19 protein-coding genes and 1 pseudogene are annotated in these 23,983 nt (G+C 63.8%); 10 read left to right on the plus strand and 10 right to left on the minus strand.

Features of this window, described 5'->3' with window-relative positions; translation table 11 throughout:
- Positions 1 to 16: 16 nt before the first annotated feature.
- Positions 17 to 5,005: an Lhr family ATP-dependent helicase gene (locus tag WBN73_RS12810; protein WP_337340428.1), complete on the plus strand. Its 4,989-nt coding sequence runs from the start codon at positions 17 to 19 to the stop codon at positions 5,003 to 5,005.
- On the plus strand, positions 4,998 to 5,828 hold the full coding sequence (locus WBN73_RS12815) for a DNA-formamidopyrimidine glycosylase family protein (RefSeq protein WP_337340429.1): 831 nt from the start codon (positions 4,998 to 5,000) through the stop codon (positions 5,826 to 5,828). Before WBN73_RS12810 ends, WBN73_RS12815 begins: the two co-directional genes overlap by 8 nt.
- Positions 5,829 to 6,030: 202 nt before the next feature.
- Here WBN73_RS12815 and WBN73_RS12820 read toward each other — a convergent pair whose 3' ends face one another.
- Positions 6,031 to 7,293 carry a glycoside hydrolase family 16 protein gene (locus WBN73_RS12820; RefSeq protein WP_280626691.1) on the minus strand — a complete coding sequence of 421 codons (1,263 nt, stop codon included), beginning with the start codon at positions 7,291 to 7,293 and terminating at the stop codon, positions 6,031 to 6,033.
- 339 nt (positions 7,294 to 7,632) lie between these two features.
- Between WBN73_RS12820 and WBN73_RS12825 the strand changes: the two genes are divergently transcribed.
- From WBN73_RS12825 to WBN73_RS12835, 3 genes are read left to right on the plus strand one after another with little or no spacing between them, the layout of a single operon-like run.
- Positions 7,633 to 9,525, plus strand: a complete 1,893-nt coding sequence (locus tag WBN73_RS12825) for a glycosyltransferase family 2 protein (protein WP_337340430.1) — start codon at positions 7,633 to 7,635, stop codon at positions 9,523 to 9,525.
- Positions 9,526 to 9,572: 47 nt separating this feature from the next.
- Positions 9,573 to 10,010 (plus strand): STAS domain-containing protein, encoded by a 438-nt coding sequence (locus tag WBN73_RS12830; protein ID WP_337340431.1) that lies wholly within the window; start codon positions 9,573 to 9,575, stop codon positions 10,008 to 10,010.
- The gene (locus tag WBN73_RS12835; protein ID WP_089593706.1) at positions 10,001 to 11,233 is read left to right on the plus strand and encodes a glycoside hydrolase family 26 protein; all 1,233 of its coding nucleotides are present in this window, start codon (positions 10,001 to 10,003) and stop codon (positions 11,231 to 11,233) included. Before WBN73_RS12830 ends, WBN73_RS12835 begins: the two co-directional genes overlap by 10 nt.
- A 24-nt stretch (positions 11,234 to 11,257) precedes the next feature.
- Here the strand turns inward: WBN73_RS12835 and yczE are convergent, their stop codons facing one another.
- The gene (gene yczE, locus WBN73_RS12840) at positions 11,258 to 11,914 is read right to left on the minus strand and encodes a membrane protein YczE (RefSeq protein WP_337340513.1); all 657 of its coding nucleotides are present in this window, start codon (positions 11,912 to 11,914) and stop codon (positions 11,258 to 11,260) included.
- A 61-nt stretch (positions 11,915 to 11,975) separates the two neighbouring features.
- Here yczE and yczR point away from each other — a divergent pair, with 61 nt between their 5' ends.
- Positions 11,976 to 13,439 carry a MocR-like transcription factor YczR gene (gene yczR, locus WBN73_RS12845; RefSeq protein WP_337340432.1) on the plus strand — a complete coding sequence of 488 codons (1,464 nt, stop codon included), beginning with the start codon at positions 11,976 to 11,978 and terminating at the stop codon, positions 13,437 to 13,439.
- Here the strand turns inward: yczR and WBN73_RS12850 are convergent.
- Positions 13,436 to 13,930, minus strand: a complete 495-nt coding sequence (locus WBN73_RS12850; protein WP_337340433.1) for a DUF4188 domain-containing protein — start codon at positions 13,928 to 13,930, stop codon at positions 13,436 to 13,438. The genes yczR and WBN73_RS12850 overlap by 4 nt on opposite strands.
- 79 nt (positions 13,931 to 14,009) lie before the next feature.
- Between WBN73_RS12850 and WBN73_RS12855 the strand changes: the two genes are divergently transcribed.
- Positions 14,010 to 14,585 (plus strand): TetR-like C-terminal domain-containing protein, encoded by a 576-nt coding sequence (locus tag WBN73_RS12855; protein ID WP_337340434.1) that lies wholly within the window; start codon positions 14,010 to 14,012, stop codon positions 14,583 to 14,585.
- Between the two features lie 10 nt (positions 14,586 to 14,595).
- Here WBN73_RS12855 and WBN73_RS12860 read toward each other — a convergent pair whose 3' ends face one another.
- Together WBN73_RS12860 and WBN73_RS12865 are read right to left on the minus strand one after the other, a co-directional pair.
- Entirely contained in the window at positions 14,596 to 15,288 is a 693-nt protein-coding gene (locus WBN73_RS12860) for an SRPBCC family protein (RefSeq protein ID WP_337340435.1), read from the minus strand.
- Positions 15,281 to 15,925 carry an ArsR/SmtB family transcription factor gene (locus WBN73_RS12865; protein WP_207596261.1) on the minus strand — a complete coding sequence of 215 codons (645 nt, stop codon included), beginning with the start codon at positions 15,923 to 15,925 and terminating at the stop codon, positions 15,281 to 15,283. The genes WBN73_RS12860 and WBN73_RS12865 overlap by 8 nt, the downstream gene beginning before the upstream one ends.
- A gap of 148 nt (positions 15,926 to 16,073) precedes the next feature.
- On the opposite strand from WBN73_RS12865, the gene WBN73_RS12870 reads away from it, so the two are divergent.
- Complete coding sequence (locus WBN73_RS12870; RefSeq protein ID WP_337340514.1) at positions 16,074 to 17,003, plus strand: pseudouridine synthase; 930 nt, start codon at positions 16,074 to 16,076, stop codon at positions 17,001 to 17,003.
- 64 nt (positions 17,004 to 17,067) lie between these two features.
- Here the strand turns inward: WBN73_RS12870 and WBN73_RS12875 are convergent, their stop codons facing one another.
- The gene (locus tag WBN73_RS12875; RefSeq protein WP_337340436.1) at positions 17,068 to 17,562 is read right to left on the minus strand and encodes an Lrp/AsnC family transcriptional regulator; all 495 of its coding nucleotides are present in this window, start codon (positions 17,560 to 17,562) and stop codon (positions 17,068 to 17,070) included.
- A 173-nt stretch (positions 17,563 to 17,735) separates the two neighbouring features.
- On the opposite strand from WBN73_RS12875, the pseudogene WBN73_RS12880 reads away from it, so the two are divergent.
- Positions 17,736 to 18,938, plus strand: a pseudogene (locus tag WBN73_RS12880) (amino acid permease); the annotation flags it as partial.
- Positions 18,939 to 19,024: 86 nt separating this feature from the next.
- Here WBN73_RS12880 and WBN73_RS12885 read toward each other — a convergent pair.
- Positions 19,025 to 19,582 (minus strand): O-acetyl-ADP-ribose deacetylase, encoded by a 558-nt coding sequence (locus WBN73_RS12885; protein WP_337340437.1) that lies wholly within the window; start codon positions 19,580 to 19,582, stop codon positions 19,025 to 19,027.
- A gap of 54 nt (positions 19,583 to 19,636) precedes the next feature.
- Here WBN73_RS12885 and WBN73_RS12890 point away from each other — a divergent pair, with 54 nt between their 5' ends.
- A complete protein-coding gene (locus WBN73_RS12890; RefSeq protein WP_207596259.1) occupies positions 19,637 to 20,281 on the plus strand; it encodes a DedA family protein in 645 nt (214 codons plus the stop codon).
- Positions 20,282 to 20,312: 31 nt separating this feature from the next.
- Here the strand turns inward: WBN73_RS12890 and WBN73_RS12895 are convergent, their stop codons facing one another.
- From WBN73_RS12895 to WBN73_RS12905, 3 genes are all read right to left on the minus strand, one after another.
- Positions 20,313 to 20,618, minus strand: coding sequence for a hypothetical protein (locus tag WBN73_RS12895; protein WP_089593699.1), 306 nt, complete (start codon positions 20,616 to 20,618; stop codon positions 20,313 to 20,315).
- A gap of 170 nt (positions 20,619 to 20,788) precedes the next feature.
- Positions 20,789 to 23,587, minus strand: a complete 2,799-nt coding sequence (ppc, locus tag WBN73_RS12900; protein WP_207596258.1) for a phosphoenolpyruvate carboxylase — start codon at positions 23,585 to 23,587, stop codon at positions 20,789 to 20,791.
- 118 nt (positions 23,588 to 23,705) lie between these two features.
- On the minus strand, positions 23,706 to 23,885 hold the full coding sequence (locus WBN73_RS12905) for a hypothetical protein (protein WP_337340438.1): 180 nt from the start codon (positions 23,883 to 23,885) through the stop codon (positions 23,706 to 23,708).
- Positions 23,886 to 23,983: the final 98 nt, after the last annotated feature.

A 23,983-nucleotide genomic window follows, 5' to 3' on the forward strand; every position in this document is an offset into this window, starting at 1 on the left:
GGGGCATGATGGAGGGATGCAGGAGCCGCAGGCGTCGGATGGCGCCATCAGCCGTTTCAGCCAGGCAACCAGGGAATGGTTCCTCGGCGCCTTTTCCGAGCCCACCCCCGCGCAAGACGGGGCGTGGAACGCGATCTCGTCAGGTTCGCATGCCCTGGTAGTCGCTCCTACCGGTTCCGGTAAGACCCTCGCAGCGTTCCTTTGGGCGCTGGATCGGCTGCACTCCACCCCGTCGGACACCCTCCCAGGGCTGGAGACTGTCCCCGCCAACGGCAAGGGCCGCGCCAAACGTCCCAAGACCAAAACCCGCGTCCTGTATATCTCCCCACTCAAGGCACTCGGGGTGGACGTAGAGCGGAACCTCCGTGCGCCACTGATAGGCATCACTCAGACGGCCAAGCGACTAGGGCTGCCTGCACCGCTCGTGACAGTCGGCGTGCGTTCAGGAGATACGACGGCGGCAGATCGCCGAACGCTGCTGACCAACCCGCCGGACATCCTGATCACCACGCCCGAATCCCTGTTCCTCATGCTGACCTCCCGTGCCCGGGAGACGCTCAGCGAAGTGGACACCATCATCATCGACGAAGTGCACGCCGTTGCGGGTACCAAACGCGGGGCCCATCTGGCCGTTTCCTTGGAGCGCCTGGATGCCTTGCTTCCCAAGCCGGCGCAGAGGATCGGGCTCTCGGCCACCGTGCAGCCGCGTGAATTGGTGGCGCAGTTCCTGGCGGGCCAGGCTCCAGTGGAAATCGTAGCTCCACCATCCAAGAAAAACTGGAACCTCACAGTCACCGTGCCTGTGGAGGATATGTCGGACCTCCAAGGTGCCGCGGGAGCATTCGATTCCGGGCCGGCCTCAGGGTTGCAGCCCCAGGCGTCCATCTGGCCCCATGTGGAGGAACAGATTGTTGATCTTGTCCTGTCCAAGCAATCCACTATTGTCTTCGCAAATTCGCGGCGCCTTTCCGAGCGTCTGACGGCCCGGCTCAACGAAATCTACGCTGAACGGCAATTGATGGCTGTAGGCGGCAGCGAGTGGGCCGCCCCGGCATCGGACGCCGGAGTACCGGCATCCACAGCCACCCCGGCCCACATGATGGCGCAGGCCGGCAGCACCACCGGCGCCGATCCTGTCCTGGCCCGGGCCCACCACGGCTCGGTCTCCAAGGACCAGCGGGCCATGATCGAGGACGACCTCAAATCCGGCAGGCTCCGCTGCGTGGTGGCAACCTCGTCACTGGAACTGGGCATCGATATGGGTGCGGTGGACTTGGTCATCCAGGTGGAGTCTCCTCCGTCAGTGGCCAGTGGCCTCCAACGTGTGGGGCGTGCCGGCCACCAGGTGGGCGAGATTTCCGAGGGCGTGCTGTTCCCGAAGCACCGGGCGGATCTCCTGCACACGAGTGTCACCGTGGAACGCATGCTGAGTGGGCAAATTGAACGCTTGAGCATCCCCACGAATCCGTTGGACATCCTGGCCCAGCAGACGGTGGCGGCGACTGCCTTGGGGAGCATCGACGTCGAAGACTGGTTCAGCACTGTGCGCCGGTCAGCACCGTTCGCCAGCCTCCCGCGGTCCGCGTTCGAGGCCACACTGGACCTGTTGGCGGGACGCTATCCATCGGACGAATTCGCCGAGCTCCGGCCGCGCATCATCTGGGACCGGCATGCCGGAACCATCGAGGGCAGGCCGGGGGCCCAGCGTCTTGCTGTGACCTCCGGTGGCACCATCCCGGACCGTGGACTGTTCGGCGTGTACATCATCGGCACAGAAGTTGAGGGCTCAGCCTCGCCGGGCAGCGCGGACGGGAGCGAGCCAACTGCCTCGGCACGCGCAGCCAAGGGCGGCCGCCGCGTTGGTGAACTCGATGAAGAAATGGTGTACGAGTCACGGGTGGGCGACGTCTTCGCACTCGGCGCTACCAGTTGGAAAATCGAGGACATCACCCACGACCGCGTCCTGGTCTCCCCGGCCTTCGGCCAACCCGGCAAGCTCCCCTTCTGGAAGGGTGACTCCCTCGGCCGCCCCGTTGACCTCGGCCGGGCGCTCGGCGCTTTCATCCGCGAACTTTCCGCCGCTGACGAGGCTCCCGCCATGGAACGCTGCCAAGCCAGCGGCCTGGACGCCTTCGCGGCAAGCAACCTGCTTCAGTACCTCAGGGAACAGAAGGAAGCCACGGAGATCGTCCCCAGTGACCGAACCTTGGTGGTCGAACGCTTCCATGACGAGCTCGGCGACTGGCGGGTAGTCCTCCACAGCCCCTTTGGCATGCCCGTCCACGCCCCCTGGGCACTCGCCGTGGGGCAACGTCTGCAGCAGCGTTACGGACTGGACGGTTCCGCGATGGCGGCCGACGACGGCATCGTCCTGCGCGTGCCCATGATGGAAGATGAGCCGCCCGGCGCTGAGCTGTTCCTGTTTGACCCGGAGGAACTGGAACAAATCGTCACCGCCGAAGTAGGGGGAAGCGCGCTGTTCGCCTCCCGGTTCCGCGAGTGCGCAGCCCGGGCGCTGCTGCTGCCGCGCCAAAACCCCGCCAAGCGCCAGCCGCTGTGGCAGCAACGGCAACGCTCGGCCCAGTTGCTGGACGTCGCCAGGAAGTATCCTTCGTTCCCTATCGTGCTCGAAACGGTGCGCGAATGCTTGCAGGATGTTTACGATCTGCCCGCACTCAAAGACATTGCGGCCTCTGTGGAGCGTCGTGAACTCAGGATCGTGGAGACCACCACGCAGCAGCCGTCCCCCTTCGCCAAGTCGCTGCTCTTCGGCTATGTGGCCCAGTTCCTGTACGAGGGCGACTCCCCCTTGGCGGAACGCCGGGCCGCTGCCCTGGCGTTGGACTCCACTCTCCTCAACGAACTCCTGGGGCGTGTGGAACTGCGCGAGCTCCTGGATGCGGCAGTTATCGACTCCACGGAAAGGGAACTGCAGCGGCTGGCCCCTGACAGGCGCGTGCGTGGGATGGAGGGCGTGGCTGACCTGCTGCGGTTGTTGGGTCCGCTCAGCGTTGAAGAAGTGGCGGAACGGCTTCAAGGCGTGGAGCCCGCAGAAACAATGCTGCAGCCCGGAACACTGGAGCAGCATGTCAGCGCAGATCATCCGGACGGCGCCGAACACCTGGAGGAAGCTCAGCCGGCCGCGCCACCGGGCACCGTCACCGACGCCGGATCCCACCTCGCTGCCCTGCAGAAAGCCAACCGTGCGCTTAAGGTGACCATCGGCGGCGTCGAACGCTTCGCTGCGGTGGAGGATTCCGCAAGACTCCGCGACGCAATCGGCGTTCCCTTGCCGATGGGTGTTCCTTTGGCGTTCATTGAGCCGGTCAATGATCCTTTGGGTGACCTCGTCTCCCGGTATGCACGCACACACGGACCGTTCACGGCGTCGGAAGCAGCCTCAAGGTTGGGACTCGGTGTAGCGGTGGTCAATACGGCCCTGAAACGCCTGGCCGGGGACGGCCGGGTGGTGGAGGGAGAGTTCCGTCCACACGCCGTGGCCGAACCCCAGCCCATGGCGGAAGGGGCAGATCGCGAGCTCATGACCCTGGACGCCCCGCCGTCCAGCGAGTGGTGCGATGCCGAAGTTCTGCGCAAGCTGCGCCGCCGTTCCCTTGCTGCCCTCCGCGCCGAAGTGGAGCCCGTTGACACCGCCGCTTACGGGCGGTTCCTGCCGGCTTGGCAAAACGTCACCCCACCGGGCAAGTCGCGGAGCCAGGCGTTGCGCGGACTGGACGGCATCATCACGGCCGTGGACCAGCTGTCCGGCGTACCAATCCCCGCCTCAGCCTGGGAGCCTTTGGTGCTGGCGAGCCGGGTGGCGGACTACAAACCGGCCATGCTCGACGAACTGATGGCCGCGGGCGAGCTCCTGTGGTCCGGTGCCGGTTCCCTCCCGGGAAACGACGGCTGGATCAGCCTCCACGTGGCCGATTCCGCCGAGCTGACCCTCAACCCCTCCCCCGAGTTCGAACCCGGAGACGCACAACAGCGGCTCCTGGAGCACTTCAGCGCAGGCGGTGGCTACTTCTTCCGGCAACTCACTGACGTGGCAGGCGGCATGGATTCGGTGTTGAGCGACGACGCCGTGGTCTCTGCGCTGTGGGACCTGGTCTGGGCCGGCCGGGTGACAGGAGATACTTTTGCCCCGGTGCGCGCCATGATCGCCGGCGGCAAAACCGCACACCGGCAGGTGGCCAAGGCGCCAAGGGCGCGGGCTCCCCGCCTCAGCAGGCTGGGCCGCTCCCATGGGTCAGGTCTGCTGGGCTCGCCCGGGCTTACTGGTGGCCGCTACGGATCGGTTTCAGGCGGAATTGCTGCTGCACCGCCGTCTGCTGTGGGCCGCTGGTCGGCCCTGCCTGCCCCGGAATTGGATCCCACCATCCATGCCCGCGGCACGGCCGAACTGCTGTTGGACAGGTACGGCGTGGTCACCAGAGGTTCGGTCATGGCGGAGAACATCATTGGCGGCTTCGGGCTCATGTACAAAGTGCTTGCCCGGTTGGAGGAGGCAGGCCGGTGCCGCCGCGGGTACTTTATCGAACATTTGGGGGCTGCCCAGTTCGCCGTTCCAGCAACCGTGGATCGGCTGAGGTCCTTCACAGAGGATGCCCGCATTTCCAAGGCGGAACCGTCGGCTTTGGCCTTGGCCGCGACGGATCCGGCCAACCCGTACGGCGCCGCCCTTCCGTGGCCTGCCTTGTCAGTCGACGCCGGGTCCGGGCACCGTCCGGGACGGAAGGCCGGAGCGCTCGTGGTGATGGTCGACGGCGCGTTGGTCCTTTACGTGGAACGCGGCGGCAAGACACTGCTCACCTTCAATCAAGACGAGGCCGTGCTGACACTTGCGGCCCAGGCGTTGGTGGATGTGGTGCGCCGCGGTGCCGTGGACAAGCTTTTCATGGAGAAGGTCAACGGCCACGACCTTCTCGAAACCCCCATTGCCGTAGCCCTGGCAGCAGCCGGTGCCTACTCCACTCCGAAGGGACTCCGGATCCGTGCCTGAGGGTGATTCCATTTGGCGCGCTGCGTCGCGGTTGAACGAGGCCTTGGCCGGACAAACCATCACGGCCTCCGACTTCCGTGTGCCACGCTTCGCCACCCTGAACCTCGCAGGCTGGACCATGACCGAGGTGGTCCCCCGGGGCAAACACCTCTTGATGCGCCTTACCGGCCCCGTGGACGAGGCACCCGGCGCCAGCAAAAGGCCGCGTGCCCTGACCATCCACTCCCACCTGAAAATGGAGGGGAACTGGATGATCTATCCGCCGGGTGGTCGATGGACCAAGCCCGGCCATACGGCACGGTGTGTGCTCCGCACAGCCACGGCTGACGCAGTGGGGTTCTCGCTGGGCATCCTGGAAGTGGTGCCCACCGCCGAGGAAGACAAGATAGTTGGACATCTGGGACCGGACCTGCTCGGCCCTGATTGGAACGAGGACGAGGCTCTGCGGAGGCTGCGGGCCGAGCCGGACGTCACCGTGGGTTTCGCGCTGTTGGACCAGCGGAAACTGGCAGGCATCGGCAACATCTACCGCTGCGAAGCCTGCTACCTCTCCGGCATCCACCCCGCCCTCCCTGTGGGAGAGGTCCCGGACCTCGCCAAGACGGTGAACGACGCCAAGCGTCTCCTCGGCGAAAACCTTGGTCCAGGGCGGCGCAGCACTCTTGGGCCGCGGGCCCTAAGACCCGGTTACTGGGTCTACGGCAGGGAACGCCAACCGTGCAGGCGCTGTGGCGCCACGGTTCGGCGTGGCCTGTTGGCCGGCCCGGATGGAACCGAGGAACGGGACATCTACTTCTGCCCGAGATGCCAGCCGGCTCCGTAAAGCGGAAACGGCAAACACTCCACCGAAAAACCAGCCCAGCCCGGCCGGGCCCAGAACAACCAGCCCGGCCGGGCGACCCACCATCCGCCGCGACGACGACGCACACCCACGGCTCCGGCCGACTACTCCAGGAAGCTCCCCAGCCGCCCCAGCAATAGTCGAACGGACCCCGTAAAGCCGCGCGCCGCCGTCGGACGCTTTCCTACGCCATCCGCCACCACTTCTGGTTGGCGGACCCGGCGCAATCCCATAATTGCAGCCGTGCACCGTTGGATGGACTCCAATCGGCGACGTCAACACACTTATTGGCCTGCGGATTAACCAGGTCCCCGGCGTTGTTCAGAACGAACTTCTGCGCCGCGTTGCCGTTGCACCCGGTGAGTTGAATGCGTGCGCCGTTGGATGTGGATCCCCAGGCGACGTCCATGCATTTGCCCAGTGAGCGGATGGTGCCGTCGGCGGCGAAAGTCCACTGCTCCGAGGCTGCTGTGTCGCAGTCCCATAGCTGGAGTTGAGCACCGTCCACGGCTTGCCTCCCGGCGACGTCGATGCACTTGCCCGCGTAGCCCTGGATCCGGGTTCCGGCCGCGCTTGCAGGTGGTGACGGAGGGGCAGCGAGTTCATAGACCCGGACGTAATCGACCAGGAGGGACTGCGGAAACGCTGTGCCTGCGTCCGGAGCTCCGGGCCAGTAGCCGCCGACGGCCAGGTTCAGCAGGAGGAAGAAGTTGTGATCGAAGACCCAAGGGCCCGGAGTTGTGGCTTTAGTTTTCCGTGAGTAGGGAGTGCCGTCGATGTACCACGTGATGGATTCGGGCCCCCAGTCCACAGTGAATGTATGGAACGCGTCGCCCAGTGCTTTGCCGTTGGTTACGGTGTAGCTGGCGTTGGACGAGTTCGCGCCCGAGTAGCCGGGGCCGTGGATGCTTCCCCACACGGTTCCGGGTTCCTTGCCGACGTTTTCCATGACGTCCAGTTCCCCGCTGGCTGGCCAACCGTCGGTGAAGACGTTGTTGCCCAGCATCCAGAATGCGGGCCACATACCTTGCCCTTGAGGTAATTTGAGCCTGGCTTCGAACCGACCTTGCGTCCGGCTGAATTTTCCGGCGGTGAGGAGGCGTGCGGACGTGTATTGGCATGAGCCGTAATGGCACTGGTAGCCGGCAGGATTCTCCTTGCGTGCCGTGATGGCCATGTTTCCCCTGCCGTCTGCTGCGGCATTCCTGGGGCTGGATGTGTAGTACTGAAGTTCGCCGTTGCCCCAGCCGGATCCTCCAGTGTCGTAGGACCATTTTCCGGGGTCCGGCGCGGTTCCGGCAGGGCCGTTGAACTCGTCACTCCACACCAGCGCACCCGGGGCCGGCATGCCCGCGGCGGCCATTGCGGACGGCTCCGGAGCTATGACAGCAGCTGCGAGGGTCAGGCCGGCGACGAGCATCGTCAGGGGCATGAGTCTTCGCTTCATGGTTGCCACTCTGACGGTGCGGCAACCCGCGCGCAAGCCTTTTCAGGACGACACACAAAACGTCACGGCCTGGAAATAATCACCGCGACTTTACTTTTCTTTTTCGTAACAGCGATGAAATAGAAGCGGGGGAAAGTGGAATGAGGAACCATTTGGGTGACGAAAATGATGTCACTCCAGATGGCACAGGAAAATTCCGTTCGCAGCCGAATTCCTTCCTCTGAGCATCGACGATGCATGCTCCAGGCGCGTCAGCCGTGTCCTCCCAACCCCCACTTCGAGGGTGTTCGGGCATGCTGCGCGCCTTGGCCTTTTCCCAGCAGTTACCGGAGGCTAAAAATGGGCATTTACAGACAAATACTTGTAAGGATTCTTGCAGTTCTGGTGGTTTCCTTTGGATTGATCTACATCAGTTGGCGATGGTCCGGCACGGTCGCGTGGGACGCATGGTGGATTTCGCTGCCACTCGTGGTGGCCGAGACTTACAGTCTGGGCGAATCCGCCCTGTACGCGGTCACCATGTGGAACGCCCGACGACGGCCGCCTCCCCCGCCGGCCCTTCCGGGCAGGACGGTAGACGTGTTCATCGCCACCTACAACGAACCACTCGACCTGGTCCTCAAAACGGCCATCGCCGCCAGGGACATGGAGTACCCGCACCAAACATGGATCCTGGACGATGGCAACCGCACCGAATTCGCGAAGGCAGCCGGGCAGATAGGCGTCGGGTACATCACCCGCGGACCCGAATGGGATGGCAGGCAGCGCTTCGCAAAAGCGGGCAACGTCAACAACGCCCTGTCCTTGACCACGGGCGAGTTCGTGGCCATCCTGGACGCCGATCAGGTCCCGGAACCCCGTTTCCTGGACCGCGTCCTGGGCTATTTCGATGCTGAAGAGGTGGCCTTCGTCCAGACCCCGCAGCACTTTTGGAACGTCACAGACCGGGATCCCCTGGGCAGCCAGGCGGAACTGTTCTACGGACCCATCCAGCAAGGCAAGGATGGCTGGGACGCGGCGTTCTTCTGCGGCTCGAATGCTGTCCTGCGCCGGGAAGCCCTCATGGCCCTGGGCCTGACCCGATACACACGCACAGCAACGGAACAGACGTGGAGTTCCCTGCGTAAGGGACGCTCAAGGCTGCAGGATCTCCTGGGTGAACTCGGCAGGCGCCGTCCCGCGGCAATGCCGGTGGTCGAACAGGCCCTGGAAGCGATGGCGCGTGCGGAGCGCCAGCTCCGCAGGGGCGATGTCTTGGCGGAGATCACCTTCGAGCTTCGCGTAGCTTTCCATGCGGCCGCATTGTCAGTACCTGATGCCATGGATGATGTGGTTCCCGAACTCGACGCCATCCTGGAGTCGGTGGATGTGGCACACACAGACCAAGCACTGGCCATCCACCCCATGGACACCACCACCATTACCGAGGATATGGCCACCGCCATGCACCTTCACGCGATGGGGTGGGGCAGCGTTTACCACCACGAGGTCCTGGTCCACGGCCTGGCACCTGAGGATGTGTCCACCATGCTCTCCCAGCGTCATCGCTGGGCAGCCGGAACCATGCAGGTGTTCTTCAACGACAACCCGCTGTTGCTTCGTGGCCTCACGGTGGCCCAGCGCCTGATGTATCTGGGCACCATGACAAGCTACCTCAACGGGTTTGCCGCCCTGAGCTATATCGCAGCGCCGGTGGTTTTCCTGTGGGCCGGCACCTATCCGTTGACGGCCAGCCCTGTGGTGTTCTTCTGCCTGTTCCTTCCCTTCTTCATTTCGTGCCAGGTGCTGTTCCAGGTAGCGGGCAATGGCGCGAAGGGTCTGTGGCGTGGCCAGCAATGGTCTTTCGCGCTCTTTCCCACCTGGATCGCTGCCACTTGCTCAGGAGCAGCTGCCGTTTTTCTCGGCAGGCACCTCACCTTCTCCGTCACAGCCAAGAGCAAACAGGCCACGGGACGCGGTTTCCAGCACGTCAGGCTGCAGGTTGCTGCCATGGCGTTGCTGGCTATTTCCGCGGTCATTGGCCTCGCCCGCGTAACCACCGGGGAAGCTCCGCTGTATCCCACGCTCATCACGTTGGCCTGGGTTGCTTTGGACCTGGCACTTTTGAGCGTGGTGATCGGGGCCGCACGGTACCGCGGTCCCGGCGAGGATCTGGCGGGCCCGGTTCCCACCCCGCATGAGCTCAACCGCGTCCTCGAATCCACTCAAGGTTCACGCCCAACACATCCCTGACAACAAACCTGAATAAAGCCGTTCCAACCCCCAGCCAGGAGCGCCCCATGTCCGTTCTTTCCCATGCCCCGAATTCCATCCCCACCTTGTTGACATCAATCGATCTGACCATCGCGGGCCCATTGGACGCTTTGAGCGTCCTGGATTTTCGCCACCTCACCGCAGAAGCCGCGGCCGACGGCCCCATAGTGGTCCTGCTGAACGTTGCCGACGTGACAGCTGTCGGCGCGTCCGGCGTCGTTGGCCTGCTTGAAGTACTGCACGTGCTCCGCGCCCGCGGCGGCGATCTACGTCTTTTCGGCACATCCTCCGCCCTCGACCAAACACTGCTCCAAGCCCATCTGGGGCAGGTAGCCCGTATCTACGCCACCCGCCAGGAAGCGCTCGACGGCGGTACGAACCTGGTGGGGGCACGTCACCTCGCGCCGCAGTCACGCTGGCGTGGGCTCTTCGCGCGTCCGCGCCGCACCCTGGGATGGGGATGACGGTGGCCCCGGCACCTCCCACCTTTAGCGGCCACCCGAATCGCAAGCGCCGGCGGGCCAGCCTGCTCATCCCTTTGGTGGTGACGGCCCTCGCCGCCACTGGACTGGGTTTCGCGTCCAAGGAGGTGGTGCCTGTGGTGCAGGCGCTCTCCCTCTGCAGGGCCGTGGATGCTTCCACCATCGTGCCCAAGGACGGGGTGTTGCTGGGCGTCAACCTGGACTGGAACTCTGAAACCCTTGCAGAACACCAGGCCAATCTCGGGCATGATCCGGCGGTGGTGGTCCAGTTTTCGGACATCCCATACGACGACGAAACGTGGTCCCACACCACCAACGCCGTCACCCAGGTCCGTCCCACAGGCGGCGTCCTCCTCCTGACGCTGGAACCACACGGTGGCTTGGCGACCATGAGCGACGAAGTAATCGCCACGTTGGCAACCGACTTACGGGCCATCAACGATCAGGGAACGCCCGTCGTCGTGCGCTTTGCGCATGAGATGAACGGTTCCTGGTATTCCTGGGGCCAGCAGCCGCTGCGCTACGTGGAGGTTTTCCGAAAGGTGGCAGCAGCCGTGCATACCCAGGCGCCGGGTACGTCCATGATGTGGGCACCGAACTACGGCGGTGGCTACCCGTTTACGGGAGGCCAGTTCGCCGCCAGACCGGGCACCCCGGACTTCGCCACCCTGGACACTGACCACGACGGTACGCTCACCATGAACGATGACACGTACGCCCCCTATTACCCCGGGGACGACGCCGTGGATTGGGTGGGCGTGTCGCTGTATCACTGGGGCAACCAACGGCCCTGGGGCAACAACGACATCTCCGAACCGGGCAAATTCCTGGCCATGCTTACCGGCACCTACAACGGAACCGCAGGCGATGACAGTGCCGTCCCGGACTTCTACCAGGTCTACGGAGTGGACCATCAGAAGCCGGTAGGGATACCGGAGACGGCTGCGATCTTCACGCCGGCGCGCGGTGGAGCGTCAGAGCTGGACGTCAAACGGGCCTGGTGGCGCCAGGTCTTCTCCCCCGAAACCCACCAACAGTTTCCGCAATTGAAAATGATCAACTGGTTCGAGTGGAAGAAGTACGAAATCGAAATTAACGACGACGTCGATTGGCGGAGCGCTGGAACACCCGCCATCCGCGATGCCCTGACGCAGGACCTGCCGGACTGGTTGCGGTACGGCGAGGATCTGGGTGTGTGCCGCTAAGGTCCGCCGGTCAAGCGGCGGAGCTTAGGCCGCTGGCGCTGTCGGCACGGCTTCTGCGGGTTCCGTTGCCGGGCTGGAAGCCGTGCCGTCCGTTGCCTTGGCCCGTTCCGGAACCATAAATTTCGGCAGCAGCACTTGCACGATCGGGCCAATCGCCAAGGCATAGACCACGGTTCCCACACCTACTGAGCCTCCCAGCAGGAAACCCACGGCAAGGACCACCACTTCGATGCCGGTGCGCACCAGCCTGACGGACCATCCGGTGCGGCGAACCAGGCCTGTCATGAGGCCATCGCGGGCACCGGGACCGAGCCGGGCACCGATGTAGCAGGCGGAAGCAATACCGTTGAGGATCACGGCTCCGGCAAGCATGGCGATCTGGCCTCCAAGGTGGGATAACCCGGGGATCAGCCACAGTCCAAGGTCGGCAAAAAGTCCCACGAGCACCGCGTTGGCGATGGTTCCGATCCCCGGCATCTGCCGCAGCGGAATCCAGAGGAGCAGGACAAGGAAGCTGACCGCGATGACCACAACGCCAATGCTGAAACCGGTCTTCTGGGACACGCCTTGGTGGAACACGTCCCAGGGGTCCAAGCCAAGGCCGGCCCGGATGAACATGGCCAAGGAGATGCCATACATCGCGAGGCCGATCAGGAGTTGTGTGATTCTTCGGGTCATCATGATGTCAATCATCCAAGAGAACTGGCCTTGTATTCCATAGCCAGTTTGGAATACTGGTCTTATGTCCGGCTCACTGAATCCCATTGCACTCGTCCGCCTGCTGGGCTCTTGGAACTCCGGCGCCCTGCCTGCCTACCGCGAGTTGGCCGACGTCGTGCGGTTGCTGGTGATGGACGGGCGCATCCCACTGGACGTCGCGCTGCCCAGCGAACGCGCCCTCGCCCAGACGCTTGGCCTCAGCCGCACTACCGTCACTGCCGCCTATGCGAGCCTGCGGGAGCAGGGTTTTCTCACTGCCGGGCAGGGCAGCCGCGGCAGGACCTGCATCCCGCACCGCACGGTACCAGTCAGCGCCCCAGGGCTTGCCGTTCCGGACGGGGTGCTGGACCTCGCTTATGCATCGCTTCCCGCCGCCGGAGAAGTGGTGCACAGGGCATTCGCGGAGGCACTGACCGAGCTGCCGGCCCTCTTGCCGGGCTTTGGGTACGACGCCGTCGGCGTACCCGCCCTGCGTGAAGCCATCGCGGAAAAATATACCGCCGAGGGCGTGCCCACCACAGCCGGCCAGATCCTGGTCACCTCCGGCGCCCAGCATGCCCTCAACATCGTGCTGCGGACGCTCGCCGGTAAACAGGACCGGGTCCTGGTGGAACACCCCACCTATCCCAACGCGCTGGACGCCATCCGCTCCGCCGGCTGCAAACCGCTGCCGGTGGCGTTACCCGTCATAGAGTCGAGTACATCTCCTGCCTGGGACATCGACGCGATGGTGTCCACGATGAACCAGCAGCGGCCCGCCATGGCCTACCTCGTGCCGGACTTCCACAATCCAACAGGACGCATCATGTCGGATCTGCAGCGGCGGCGGTTGGTGCGCGCTGCAACTGCGTCCGGGACGGTGCTGGTGGTGGATGAGACGTTGCGGGGTTTGAACCTCGACGGCGTCCGTACGGCTCCGATGTCGTCCTTCAGCCCCTCGGTGGTTTCCATTGGGTCGCTGAGCAAATCGCATTGGGCAGGCCTCAGGACCGGATGGATCCGGGCCGATGAAGCGATGATCACCCGTTTTGTTGCGACGAGGACCGTCATGGATTTGGGGGGTCCTGTGGTGGAACAGTTGGCGGCTGCGCGCCTGATCAGGTCCTTCTCGGAGCCATTGGACGCCCGGCTGGAGGAACTCCGGCGCAACCGGGAATCGCTGTTGGACCTACTGGCCGAGCACTTGCCATCGTGGGAGGTGGAGCGACCACAGGGCGGACTCACCGTCTGGTGCCGGCTTCCCTCGCCGTGCAGCACGGCGCTGACGGTGCTCGCACCTGACTTCGGGCTCCGCTTGGCCGCCGGTCCGCGCTTTGGAGTGGGCGGAGCGTTCGAGCACTACCTGCGTGTGCCCTACACCTTGCCGCCCGCGCAGTTGGAGTCCGCCGTCGGTGCGCTCCGCACCGCCCAGGACAAGCTCGACGCCGCCCCCCACCTGCGCCGTACCCTCAAGGCCGGGCGACCCGCCGTCGTCGCGGTTGCCTAAGCCGCAGTACTCCGGGCCCCGCCCATGCGCTGCTTCGCCGTGTTGCTGCCGGGTCCCACTGGGACATGCGAGGTTGCCTTGGCTAATCCGAACAGTGGCATCCCGTTGTAAACCACTTCAATGCCCGACGCCGGAACCTGGTACGTTTCGTGCCACACACCGACGTCGCCGCTGCCCGCAATCTCCTTCATGAATTTCCGCCACGGACCTAGATGCGGCGAATCCTTGTCGGCAGCAAATGCGCGAAGATGCCCGGGGCTTTCCCAGTAGCTGAGCAGCATGGTGGTCCGCCCGAACCACTGCTCACTGCCGAGCAGTCCAGCCTCGGGGTTTTCTGCGAGGTGCCGCATCATGGCGGGCATGGCCGAGGCAACCTTCGCCACACGGCCCATCTTCCACCACCGGTTGGCGCGCATCCCGATGAGGAAAACGGTCACGGTGTCGCGCTCGATGTCCGCCGTGAAGCGGCCGGGGAAAATCTCCTGTGCCATGTGAAGCCTTCCTGGATGCGATCCTGGTTGCCAGTTTCATAACGCTGTTATGAAACAATGTTATGAAAGACTTGAGGGCATGGCAAGACCCGTCGTTCATGATCAGCACGTCCAGCAGCGTCTCCTGGCGGTCACTGCAGACCTTGTGGACCGCGAAGGTCCTGCCCGCGTCACCCTTCGGGACGTCGCAGCGGCGGCAGAGACCTCCACCACGGCCATCTACTCGCTGTTCGGCGGAAAGGCGCAGCTGCTGACGGCCGCCGTCGACGACGGTTTTCGGTCCTTCGGCCAGTCCCAAAAGGAGGCCGCCGAGGGCGGACTGCTGGAGCTTGGGCGCGCCTACCGGGTGTGGGCCTTGGAACATCCGGCGTTGTACCGGCTCATGTTCGGCGGCGCGTTGGCCGGCTACGTTGACTGCAGCCCGACGCCGGACGTCGCCTCGGATTCAATGCTCCCCTTGGTGGAGGCGGTGGTGGCTGCCCAGTCAGCCGGCAGGCTCCGAAGCGACGATCCCACCATGGTGGCGATGGCCATTTGGGGTCAGGTCCACGGGCTGGTCAGCCTCGAGCTGGCTCAAATGAATGACCCCGCAACGGACTGGGCTGGAATCTACGAGGCGGCCCTGGAATCCGTGGCACGGGCCTGGGCCGCCTAACCTGGTCCGCCTACGAGTAGACCTTCTGCAGGAATCCGCCCCAGGCCTTGGCCGTGAGCTCCGGGTCGCCCGAGCCGCTGAAGTCGTGCACGGTCATGCCAACGGGAGCGCCGAAAGCATTCCGGCCAAAAAAGCGGTAAAGGGTGTCGCCGGTCCGCAGTCCCAGGAAGTTCTCATTGGAGAAATCCACTTCGCCGCTCAGCTGCCCCACGCCGTCCACGTTCAGGTCGAATCGCGAGCCGGCATCAACATCCTCCACACCCAAGGCCTTCTTCAGCTGCACAAACCCTTCAGGGGTCTGTGAAGAAGCGGGCGCCTGGATGTCGGTGAACACTACGGGCTTGCCGTCGAAGTACTGCAGGTACTGGCCCAACGTGTGGAGGTAGAACTCCGTATGCTTGCTGGCGCCGTCGTACTGCTCGTCCCAGTTATCGGCGAAGATGCCGCTGTGGACGTAATGCAGCTTGGCACGGCCACCGTCGAGCGGCTCCAGGACGTGCTCCAACTGGTTGAACCAGCCGTCCGGGCCATCCATCCGGGACACCAAGTGCGTGGGAAACTCCTCGGTGGTCTTCACGTCGGGCCACTGATCCGTGGGGAACATCCAAGCGGCCGTGTCCGCCGTGACAGCATTCCATACCCGCTCGGGGGTGCCGGGCAGTTCAGTATCCGCCACGATGTCGAATCTCCGGTTGTCAGTCATTGCCTTGGTCCTTTTCTGCTATTGGATCTGCTGGGGGCTCGTGTTGCGTCTTCAGTGCGGGGTGAAGCACGACGACGAGCCGGTGCTTGCGTGCCCCGCCCGCCTCCGCGGCAGCACCGCCGTCGTGGTACTTATCCACCAGTTGGGTCACCGCCACGCCGAGCTCTTCGGCGAACGCTGCGCGTTCCGCCGCAGAGCGGAAGGTGATCTCGCCGTCGATCGCGAAACTGGCCAGCTTCTTCTTCGCCACGGCGGCACCGGAGATGAGCTTGCCCATTTCCTGCACGGTGCGCGAGGCAAGGGAGAGAAGCCAAAACGCGGAGAAGCGGTCCGCAAAACGTCGAGGGTCCGGCGCCACAGATGCCAAGGCGACGGGCGAGATCAGGTAGGAGGCCGCCGTCGCACGCACCACACGTTCGGTGACATTGCCCTTTCGACGCTCCTCCACCAGTTCCACCAATCCGTGCCGTTCGAGCGCTTTCAGGTGGTAGTTCACCTTCTGCCGCGGCAGGCCGACCTTGAGCGCCAGCTGCGTGGCGGACGCGGGCTCGGCGAGCTCGCGGAGGATGCGGGTGCGGATCGGGTCCAGCGACGCTTCCGCCGCGGCCGGGTCCTCGATCACTTCGATGTCCAACATGCTTCAAGTATGCTTACCGACAACTTTTATTGTCAAGAACTTTTTTATCGTCGGTTGTGGGCTGGTTGTGAGGCCCGCTCTGCACGCTTCAGCGCGGCCAAAGTACGCAGAGCGGGCCCCACAACGCAGCCGGTAGAATTGTCCGGTGATGCAATCCCCCCTCCCCGTGCGCGACGGCGTGAATGCGACCCGCCTCCGCCTCCCGGACGAGGGGCCGTGGACCACCGCCATGGACTACATGATGCATCGTTGGGGACACATCGACCCCCAAGGCATCGAGGACCGTTTCGATGCCGGCGAAATCGTAGGCGAGGGCGGCGTGCCGCTGGACCGGAACACCAAACTGGAGGACCACACCTTCATTTGGTACTACCGGACCTTGCCGCCGGAGACACGGCTGCCGGTGGATATCAACATCCTGCATCAGGACGAACACATCCTGGTGGTGGATAAGCCACACTTCCTCCCCACCACGCCCGGCGGGACCTACATCCAGGAATCCGCTCTGGTCCGGCTCCGGAACCTCCTGAACCTCCCGGACCTCATCCCCATGCACCGCCTTGACCGCATGACCGCCGGCATCCTCCTGCTGTCCACCAACCCGGACACCCGGGGAAAGTACCAGGTGCTCTTCGAGAAGCGCCAGGTCCAGAAGGAATACGAGTGCGTCTCTGCCGCGACGCCCGCCGCAGGCTATCCCGCCGTCGAGTTCCCCACGGTGGTCCGCAACCGCATGACCAAGTCCCGCAGCTATCTGCTCGCCGAAGTCATCGACGGCGAACCGAACGCCGAAACGCGGATCGAACAAACAACAACGTTCGACGCCGGCACTCACCAACGCGCGCTGTACCGCTTGGAACCCCACACCGGAAAAACGCACCAACTTCGCGTCCACATGGCGTCGTTGGGCCTGGGCATCATCAACGATGCCTTCTACCCGGACCTGCTGGACAAGGCCCCGGACGACTACAGCAAGCCGCTCCAGCTCCTGGCCCGCGGCATCCGGTTCGTTGACCCCATCACCAAACAACCCGTGGAATACCGGAGCCAGCTGGAGCTCAGCGAAGCCCACGCTTGAGCACCTGGCGCGGGTCTTTCCGGCACTTGTTCCGCGCGGCCCGGTGCGGACCCCGGCGGCTGCGTCAGTCCCCCGGCGTCAGGTGGTCGAAGACCAGGTTTGTTTGAGTGTTCGCGATAGCCGGATCCGAGGCCAGGTGAACCGCAATGAAGTCCCGGAGTTCCTTGGGCGTCCCGCAGGCCACATGCATGAGGAAGTCCTGGTCCCCGGCCAGCAGGAAGACGCTCTGAACGTTCGGCAGCGCCCTCAACCGTTGGCCGATGGCCAGCATCTTGTTCCTTGCCTGCGGATTCACGCGCACTGAGATCAGCGCGTAGACCAGGAACCCCAGCGCTTCCAGGTCCACCGAAGCGTGGAAACCCCGGATGATCCCGGCGTCCCGCAGTGCCCGGACCCGTCCGAGGCACGTGGAGGGCGCGATGCCCGCCTTCGAGGCGAGCACGTTGTTGGGGATCCTGGCGTCGGCCATGAGTTCTTTGAGGATCAGCCGGTCGGTTTCGTCGAGTCGAACCCGGTTCGGAACCGCTCCCCATGTACGCGCCGTAGGTGAATCCGACACGAACACACCTCCAATATTCTCGTGATGCTTCGAAATCCGTTGTTCTGCCTTGAGCTGGATTCTATCTTGAAGCGATTTGCAGAATCGACGAGGAGGTCGCGATGGGCAGTTTCGACAAGATCCAGGCACGTGAAGGTGGGCTTAAACGGCAGCTCACCTCCCGCCAGATGACCATGATCGCGCTGGGCGGTGCTATCGGCACAGGACTGTTCCTGGGGAGCAAGTTTGCCATCGGCCTTGCCGGTCCAAGCGTGATCATCAGCTACGCCATAGGCGGGTTGATCGCACTGCTACTCATGGGCAGTTTGTCCGAGATGACGGTGGCACACCCCACGTCAGGCTCGTTCGGTGCCTTTGCCGAGCACTACGTGAGCCCGCTGGCCGGGTTCCTGGTCAAGTACATGTATTGGTCCTGCATTGTGCTGGCTGTGGGAACTGAAGTAACGGCCGTTGGCGAATACATGAAGCTGTGGTTCCCGGACGTTCCATCAGTGCTATGGGTCATCTTCTTCTCCGCAGTGCTGATCGGCGTGAACACCATGAACGTGAAGGTATTCGGGACCCTGGAGTATTGGTTCTCCAGCATCAAGGTCTTCGCGATCATCGCCTTCATTGTGCTTGGCGCCTACATCGTGTTCGGCGCCCGTACGGAGGGCACGGGTTTCCACAACTACACTGCCGAAGGCGGCTTCTTCCCCAATGGCCTGTCCGGCACCTGGTTCGCCGTGATCGTGTCCATCTTCAGCTACCTCAGCATCGAAATGATCGCCATCGCGGCAGGTGAAGCAAAGGACCCCGCAACAGCAGTAAAGAAGGCTTTCCGCACCACCATCGCAAGGCTGCTCCTGTTCTACATCGTCACCCTGGCGCTCATCCTTGCGATCGCACCGGTCAGCCAGATCCTTGCCGGCGGCAGCCCCTTCGTCACTGTCATGCAAAACCTGGGCATCCCTTTCGCCGACAGCCTGCTGACTTTTGTGGTGATCATTGCCGCGCTCTCCGCCATGAACAGCCAGCTCTACATCTCCACCCGCATGATCTTCAGCCTCTCCCGCAGCGGGGACGCTCCGGCCATGTTCGGAAAGCTGCGCTCCAACGGCGCCCCCGTGAATGCACTGGTCCTGTCCACGGCCGGAATCGCCGTTGCCACGGTGGTCTACGCGATGTTCCCGGAGACAGCCTTCACCTTCATGATGGCCATTTCCATGTTCGGTGCCATGTTCACCTGGTTCATGATTTTCACCACCCACTGGTTCTTCCGCCGCAGTATGAAGCGCAGCGGAACGGAGCTCTCCTACAAGACCCGCTTCTACCCAGCGGGCACCATTCTTGGCGCAGTGCTCATGCTCTCCATCGGCATCAGTACGCTGGGCACCTCGGCCTTCAATATGACGTTGATCTTCGGCCTGCCGTCGTTGGCGCTCGTCGCGGCGCTCTATTTCGTGGTTCAGCGCCGCAAACGTCAGGAGTCCGGCCCCGGTGAGGAACCAAACACCGCCCGGAAGACCGCCGTCGTATCCTCTGAAAACAGCACGAACTCCACCACCTCAAGCAGGTTGTCCGCAGCCACGCTGCCGGAAGATGACGACGAAAACGACCTCACGGCGTCGAGCGCTACCCCGGCAACCTGACGGGCGTCCCATCCGTAAATTCCGGCGCTGATCGCGGGAAAGGCGACCGTCCTGGCGCCCAGACCGGCCGCGACTTTCAGGCTTTCGTGGAAACACGAGGCGAGCAGCGCCGGATCCGTCTGCCCCGCGTGCCGGTTGGGACCCACCGTATGCACCACCCACTGGGCGGGAAGCCGGAACCCGGGGGTCGCGACGGCAGAGCCCACCGGCAGCCCGTCCGGCAACGACGTCCGCCTCACCTCGCGACACGCGGCGAGGAGTTCCGGGCCGGCGGCCCTGTGGATGGCCCCGTCCACTCCCCCTCCACCGAGCAGAGACGAGTTTGCGGCATTGACAATCGCGTCCACCGGGCGGCTGGTGATGTCCCCCTTCAAAATGTCGATTCGCATGGCGTCAGTCTCGCGCCGGAGCGGCGGATGCGGCAAGTGCGGTACCTTGTGCCCATGGACATCACCGCCCCTGAGACGTGGGGATCCGCGATTTACCTGTGGATCGTCCCCATTGTGCTGGGCGACGCCATCTTCCCGCCCATCCCCTCGGAAATGGTGGTGATCACCGGCGGTGCCCTCGCCGCCGACGGCCACGCCAACTTCTGGCTGATCTTGTTCCTCGCCGCCTTGGCATCCTGGCTCGGCGACATGGCGGTTTTTATCCTCTTCAAACGGCGCATCAGCCATGTCCTGGACCGGTGGTCGTGGGGCCGTCGGCTACACCGCGGAATCCACGAGGCCATCGCCAAAGCCGGACGCTCCTCCACTTACGGCGCCATCATCGGCGCACGCTTCATCCCCGGAGGCCGGCTTGCTACATCCTCGGCGGCGGGCATTGCCAACGTTTCCGTCCGCGGTTTCAGCCTCTGCGCCGGCCTGGGTGCGGTCCTCTGGGCGGTCTGGCAAGTGGGCCTCGGCTACTTCACCGGCTCAACCACCAAGCTGCCGTTTTGGGCCAGTTCACTCATCGGCGTGGCCGTAGGCCTGGTGATCGGCGTGATGGTGGGACTGATCGTCACGCGGCGCCGCGGCAGCAGCTCACCCGTTGACGAACCGTACAACGCCGATAAGCCCGGCGACGTACCCCAGCCCGAGTAACTTCCCCGATTTAGACCGGTGACCAGCGTCGTTAGACCGGTGACCAGCGTCCGCGGCTGCGGCGCAATACGTAAAGGCTGCCCGTGATGGCCACGCGTTCGACGGCGTCACGCATCATGGCTGCCGACGTCCGGGCTTCGTCGTTCTCACCTGAATAATCGCGGTCCCCCACCGTGAAGCGCAGGCTGATCTGGGGTACGCCGCCCACGATATCCAGCTGGTTCGACTCCACGTGGTGGCGGGTTTCCAAGGCTTCCACGGCTGCGGCCATCACTGACTCAGGCGCATTCCCCGGTTTGAGGCCAGTGATCTTCAACTTGGTTTGGAACGACGGCATCCCACCACCCTAACGCTCTCTCACATCCCGCGCCCTTGGGCAGATCCCTCTCTCACATCCCGCGCCCTTGGGCAGATCCCTCTCTCACATCCCGCGCCCTTGAGCGGATCCCTCTCTCACCAGATGAGAGAGGGATCCTTGAAACCCCGAGGGACGTGAGTGAGCGTTTGTTAGCCGGTGTTGCGCAGGCCCGCGGCCACACCGTTGACCGTGATGAGCATGGCCCGCTGCAGCCGTTCGTCGATCTCGGTTCCGGACACGGACTCTTCGCGCACGCGGCGGAGCAGCTCCACCTGAAGGTAGCTGATCGGATCCAGGTACTGGTCGCGGATCTCCAGCGACCGCTTGAGCGTGGGCTGGGCATCGAGGAGCTCGATCTCGCCTGTAAGCCGCTCAATTTCGGCCACGGTGAGCTCGTATTCGTCACGAATCATGTGGAACAGGCGGTGAAGTTCCTCCGGTACCAGCGACGAAACGTAGTGACCGGCAATTTCCATGTCAGTCTTTGCCAGCGTCATCTCCACGTTGGAGATGACGGAGCGGAAGAAGTGCCAGCGGTCCATCATCTCCAGGAGCTGGTCGGTGTTGCCTGCCTCGCGGGCAGCCTTCAGGCCTGAACCCACACCAAACCACCCCGGAACGATCTGCCGGGACTGGGTCCAACCGAAGACCCAGGGGATAGCCCTGAGACCCCCGAGGCCTGCGCCGGAATCCGGACGCTTGGACGGGCGCGATCCGATGTTCAGCGAACCCAACTGCTCTACCGGGGTGGAGGCAAGGAAGTAGGCCGGCAACTCGGGATCGTCGATCAGTGCGCGGTAGCGGTCGAATGCTGCGTCGGAGATGGTTTCCATGACGTTCGCGTAGCGCTCGCGCTCGTCCTCCGAAGTACGCGGAGTCCGGTGCAGGGCCGAGCCCTGCATCACCGCTGCAAGAGACAACTCAAGATTTTCGCGTGCCAGTTCGGGCAGGGAGTACTTGTCCGAAATGACCTCACCTTGCTCAGTGAACTTGATCTCACCTTCCAGGACGCCGTTGGGCTGCGCCATGATGGCGTCGTATGTTGGTCCGCCGCCACGGCCCACGGAACCACCGCGGCCATGGAACAAACGGACTCGCACACCATGTTTGGCCGCAACATCGCGCAGTTTGCGCTGGGTCTTGTGGATTTCCCATTGGCTGGTCATCACACCGGATTCCTTGTTGGAATCGGAGTAGCCCAGCATGACCTCCTGGACATCGCCGCGGAGACGGACAAGTTCCCGGTATGACGGATCGGACAGCAACTGGTCCACGATCTCGGCAGAAGCGCGCAGTTCTTCCACGGTTTCCAGCAGCGGGGCAAACCCAATCTTGGCGTGAGGCTTGGCCCCGAAAAGGTCAATCAATCCAGCTTCACGGGCCAGGACCGCCGCGGCAAGGACATCATCAGCGCCCCGGGTCATTGAGATGATGTACGTCTCCACGACGTCCGGCCCATAGGTGTGAAGCGCCTGCCGGATGCTCCGGAAGACGTCATACGTGCCGTCGGCAGTACCCTCCAGCTTGATGGGGTGCCCGGAGAGCGGGCGGTGGGAGGCCAGTTCTGCGCCCAGGAACGTAAAGCGCTCCTCACGGCTGAGGTCGCCGTACGGCTTCTCCGTGCCGAGTCGGTCCACAAGCTGGCCAACAGCGTCGTGGTGGTAATCGGCGTGCTCGCGGATATCCAACGTTGCCAAATGCAGGCCGAAGGCTGCGATTGCCCGGCGAACACGGGCCAGAGCACCATCTGCCACCAGCGCGGCTGAGTGGTTCCGCAGCGAGTCCTCCAACAGCCCGAACTCTGCCAGCAGCTCGGAGGTGGTGGCGTAGTCCCGGCCAGGCTCGTGATACGTCGACGCCGAAACGCGGCGTCCAGTGTTGATGAGCTTGGCCTTGATGCATGTCAGCTTGAGCCTGTAGGGCTCCTGGGCGTTCAGTTCAAGGATGCGCTTGTCCAGCCCCGGGAGGTTCTTGAGGTCTTCGGCGATCGAATCCAGCAGTACCTGGTCGGCCCCAAAAAGTGCCGTGGAGTTGGACAAAACCGAAATGAGTTCGTCGATCAAGGCAATGCTGATGCGCACGGCGTTCTGATTCTGTAGCTGCAGGATCTCCCGGGTGACAGCGGCGGTGACGTTGGGGTTGCCGTCACGGTCACCACCGATCCACGAACCGAACCGCAGCGGAGCGGCGGCCACCGGGAGTGCGACACCGTGCTCGGCCAAAAGCTCGGACAGGTCCGTCAGCATTTCCGGCATGGCGTCGGTCAGGATGCTGTTCAAGTAGTAGATGGCGTTTCGTGCCTCATCCACGGGCGTGGGGCGGACTTGGCGCAACTCATCGGTCTGCCACATCTGATCAATGATTTCGGCAAGCTGCCGGTCCTGTCGACGACGCGCGGACGTGCCTTCCGCCGTGGGCTCGGCAAGGACATCGGAGAGTTTGCGGACCTTGTCCAGCACGGACCGGCGTGAGGCCTCCGTAGGGTGCGCCGTGAAAATGGGGCGGACATCGAGCTCGTTGATCACGTCCTGCAAGACCTGTGGACCCGCTTGGCCGGCGATCTCGGAAACCGCTTTGGCCAACCAGCCGTCCTTTTCCTGCCGGGTGCGGAGGCCTCGGACACGATGGACTTGTTCCGCCGCATTGGTGAGGTGGAAGTAGAACGCAAAGGCCCTCACCAAATCCGTCGCCTGGTCCAGCGGCAGGGAGGCGAGCAATTCGCGGACCTGGGCAACGACGTCGTGCGCGCTCCAAGGCCCGGTGGCATCAGCACCGCCGCGCGCCGCTTCCTTGGACTCCTTGGTCAGCAGGCGGACCTGCTCCACCAGGGCAAGCAATTCCGGACCGTGCTGGCGAACCAACGATTCACCCAGGAGGGTGGAAACGCGGCGCACATCGGCGCGCAATTCGGCAGCGAGATCGGTGTCTTGAGGGGCAGTGTGAACCATGGATGCATACCTTCGGGATCTGGTTTTGGCCCGTACACTGCGCTGGATACTGTGAGCCGGATTACTAGGGTTTCCTACGGGATCTTACCCGCCCCGAACTCGACCCATGGAATGCGTCTCAGATTCTGGCGTCACCTTTTTGATCAGTCCGCCCGGGCAGGACCACCTTGCCACTCATCAGCTCGTCGTGCACCATGCCGGGCCCCGCGGAGAGCTTCTCGTGCCTGCGCTGCCGCATTTCTTCGATCGCAGCAGCCGCCTCCACTCTGGTAGGCGCACCGGTGGCAGGTTCAATCATCGAGAGGACACTACCCAGTGTGCCTGTTGCCCCCTTCGCGCGAACACCCCGTTTAACAAGTCCTGTGCCAGCCCAAATGGAGCCGCATATCAGGGCAC

It is taken from the genome of Paenarthrobacter sp. CCNWLY172 (assembly GCF_037402035.1).
Classification (GTDB): Bacteria; Actinomycetota; Actinomycetes; order Actinomycetales; family Micrococcaceae; genus Arthrobacter.

Bases quoted from the DNA above. Each gene is read 5' to 3' on its own strand.
- WBN73_RS12810 (WP_337340428.1), top strand. From the start codon at position 17: ATGCAGGAGCCGCAGGCGTCGGATGGCGCCATCAGCCGTTTCAGCCAG.
- WBN73_RS12820 (WP_280626691.1), bottom strand. From the start codon at position 7,293: ATGAAGCGAAGACTCATGCCCCTGACGATGCTCGTCGCCGGCCTGACC.
- WBN73_RS12825 (WP_337340430.1), top strand. From the start codon at position 7,633: ATGGGCATTTACAGACAAATACTTGTAAGGATTCTTGCAGTTCTGGTG.
- WBN73_RS12830 (WP_337340431.1), top strand. From the start codon at position 9,573: ATGTCCGTTCTTTCCCATGCCCCGAATTCCATCCCCACCTTGTTGACA.
- WBN73_RS12835 (WP_089593706.1), top strand. From the start codon at position 10,001: ATGGGGATGACGGTGGCCCCGGCACCTCCCACCTTTAGCGGCCACCCG.
- yczE (WP_337340513.1), bottom strand. From the start codon at position 11,914: ATGATGACCCGAAGAATCACACAACTCCTGATCGGCCTCGCGATGTAT.
- yczR (WP_337340432.1), top strand. From the start codon at position 11,976: ATGTCCGGCTCACTGAATCCCATTGCACTCGTCCGCCTGCTGGGCTCT.
- WBN73_RS12850 (WP_337340433.1), bottom strand. From the start codon at position 13,930: ATGGCACAGGAGATTTTCCCCGGCCGCTTCACGGCGGACATCGAGCGC.
- WBN73_RS12855 (WP_337340434.1), top strand. From the start codon at position 14,010: ATGGCAAGACCCGTCGTTCATGATCAGCACGTCCAGCAGCGTCTCCTG.
- WBN73_RS12860 (WP_337340435.1), bottom strand. From the start codon at position 15,288: ATGACTGACAACCGGAGATTCGACATCGTGGCGGATACTGAACTGCCC.
- WBN73_RS12865 (WP_207596261.1), bottom strand. From the start codon at position 15,925: ATGTTGGACATCGAAGTGATCGAGGACCCGGCCGCGGCGGAAGCGTCG.
- WBN73_RS12870 (WP_337340514.1), top strand. From the start codon at position 16,074: ATGCAATCCCCCCTCCCCGTGCGCGACGGCGTGAATGCGACCCGCCTC.
- WBN73_RS12885 (WP_337340437.1), bottom strand. From the start codon at position 19,582: ATGCGAATCGACATTTTGAAGGGGGACATCACCAGCCGCCCGGTGGAC.
- WBN73_RS12890 (WP_207596259.1), top strand. From the start codon at position 19,637: ATGGACATCACCGCCCCTGAGACGTGGGGATCCGCGATTTACCTGTGG.
- WBN73_RS12895 (WP_089593699.1), bottom strand. From the start codon at position 20,618: ATGCCGTCGTTCCAAACCAAGTTGAAGATCACTGGCCTCAAACCGGGG.
- ppc (WP_207596258.1), bottom strand. From the start codon at position 23,587: ATGGTTCACACTGCCCCTCAAGACACCGATCTCGCTGCCGAATTGCGC.
- WBN73_RS12905 (WP_337340438.1), bottom strand. From the start codon at position 23,885: ATGATTGAACCTGCCACCGGTGCGCCTACCAGAGTGGAGGCGGCTGCT.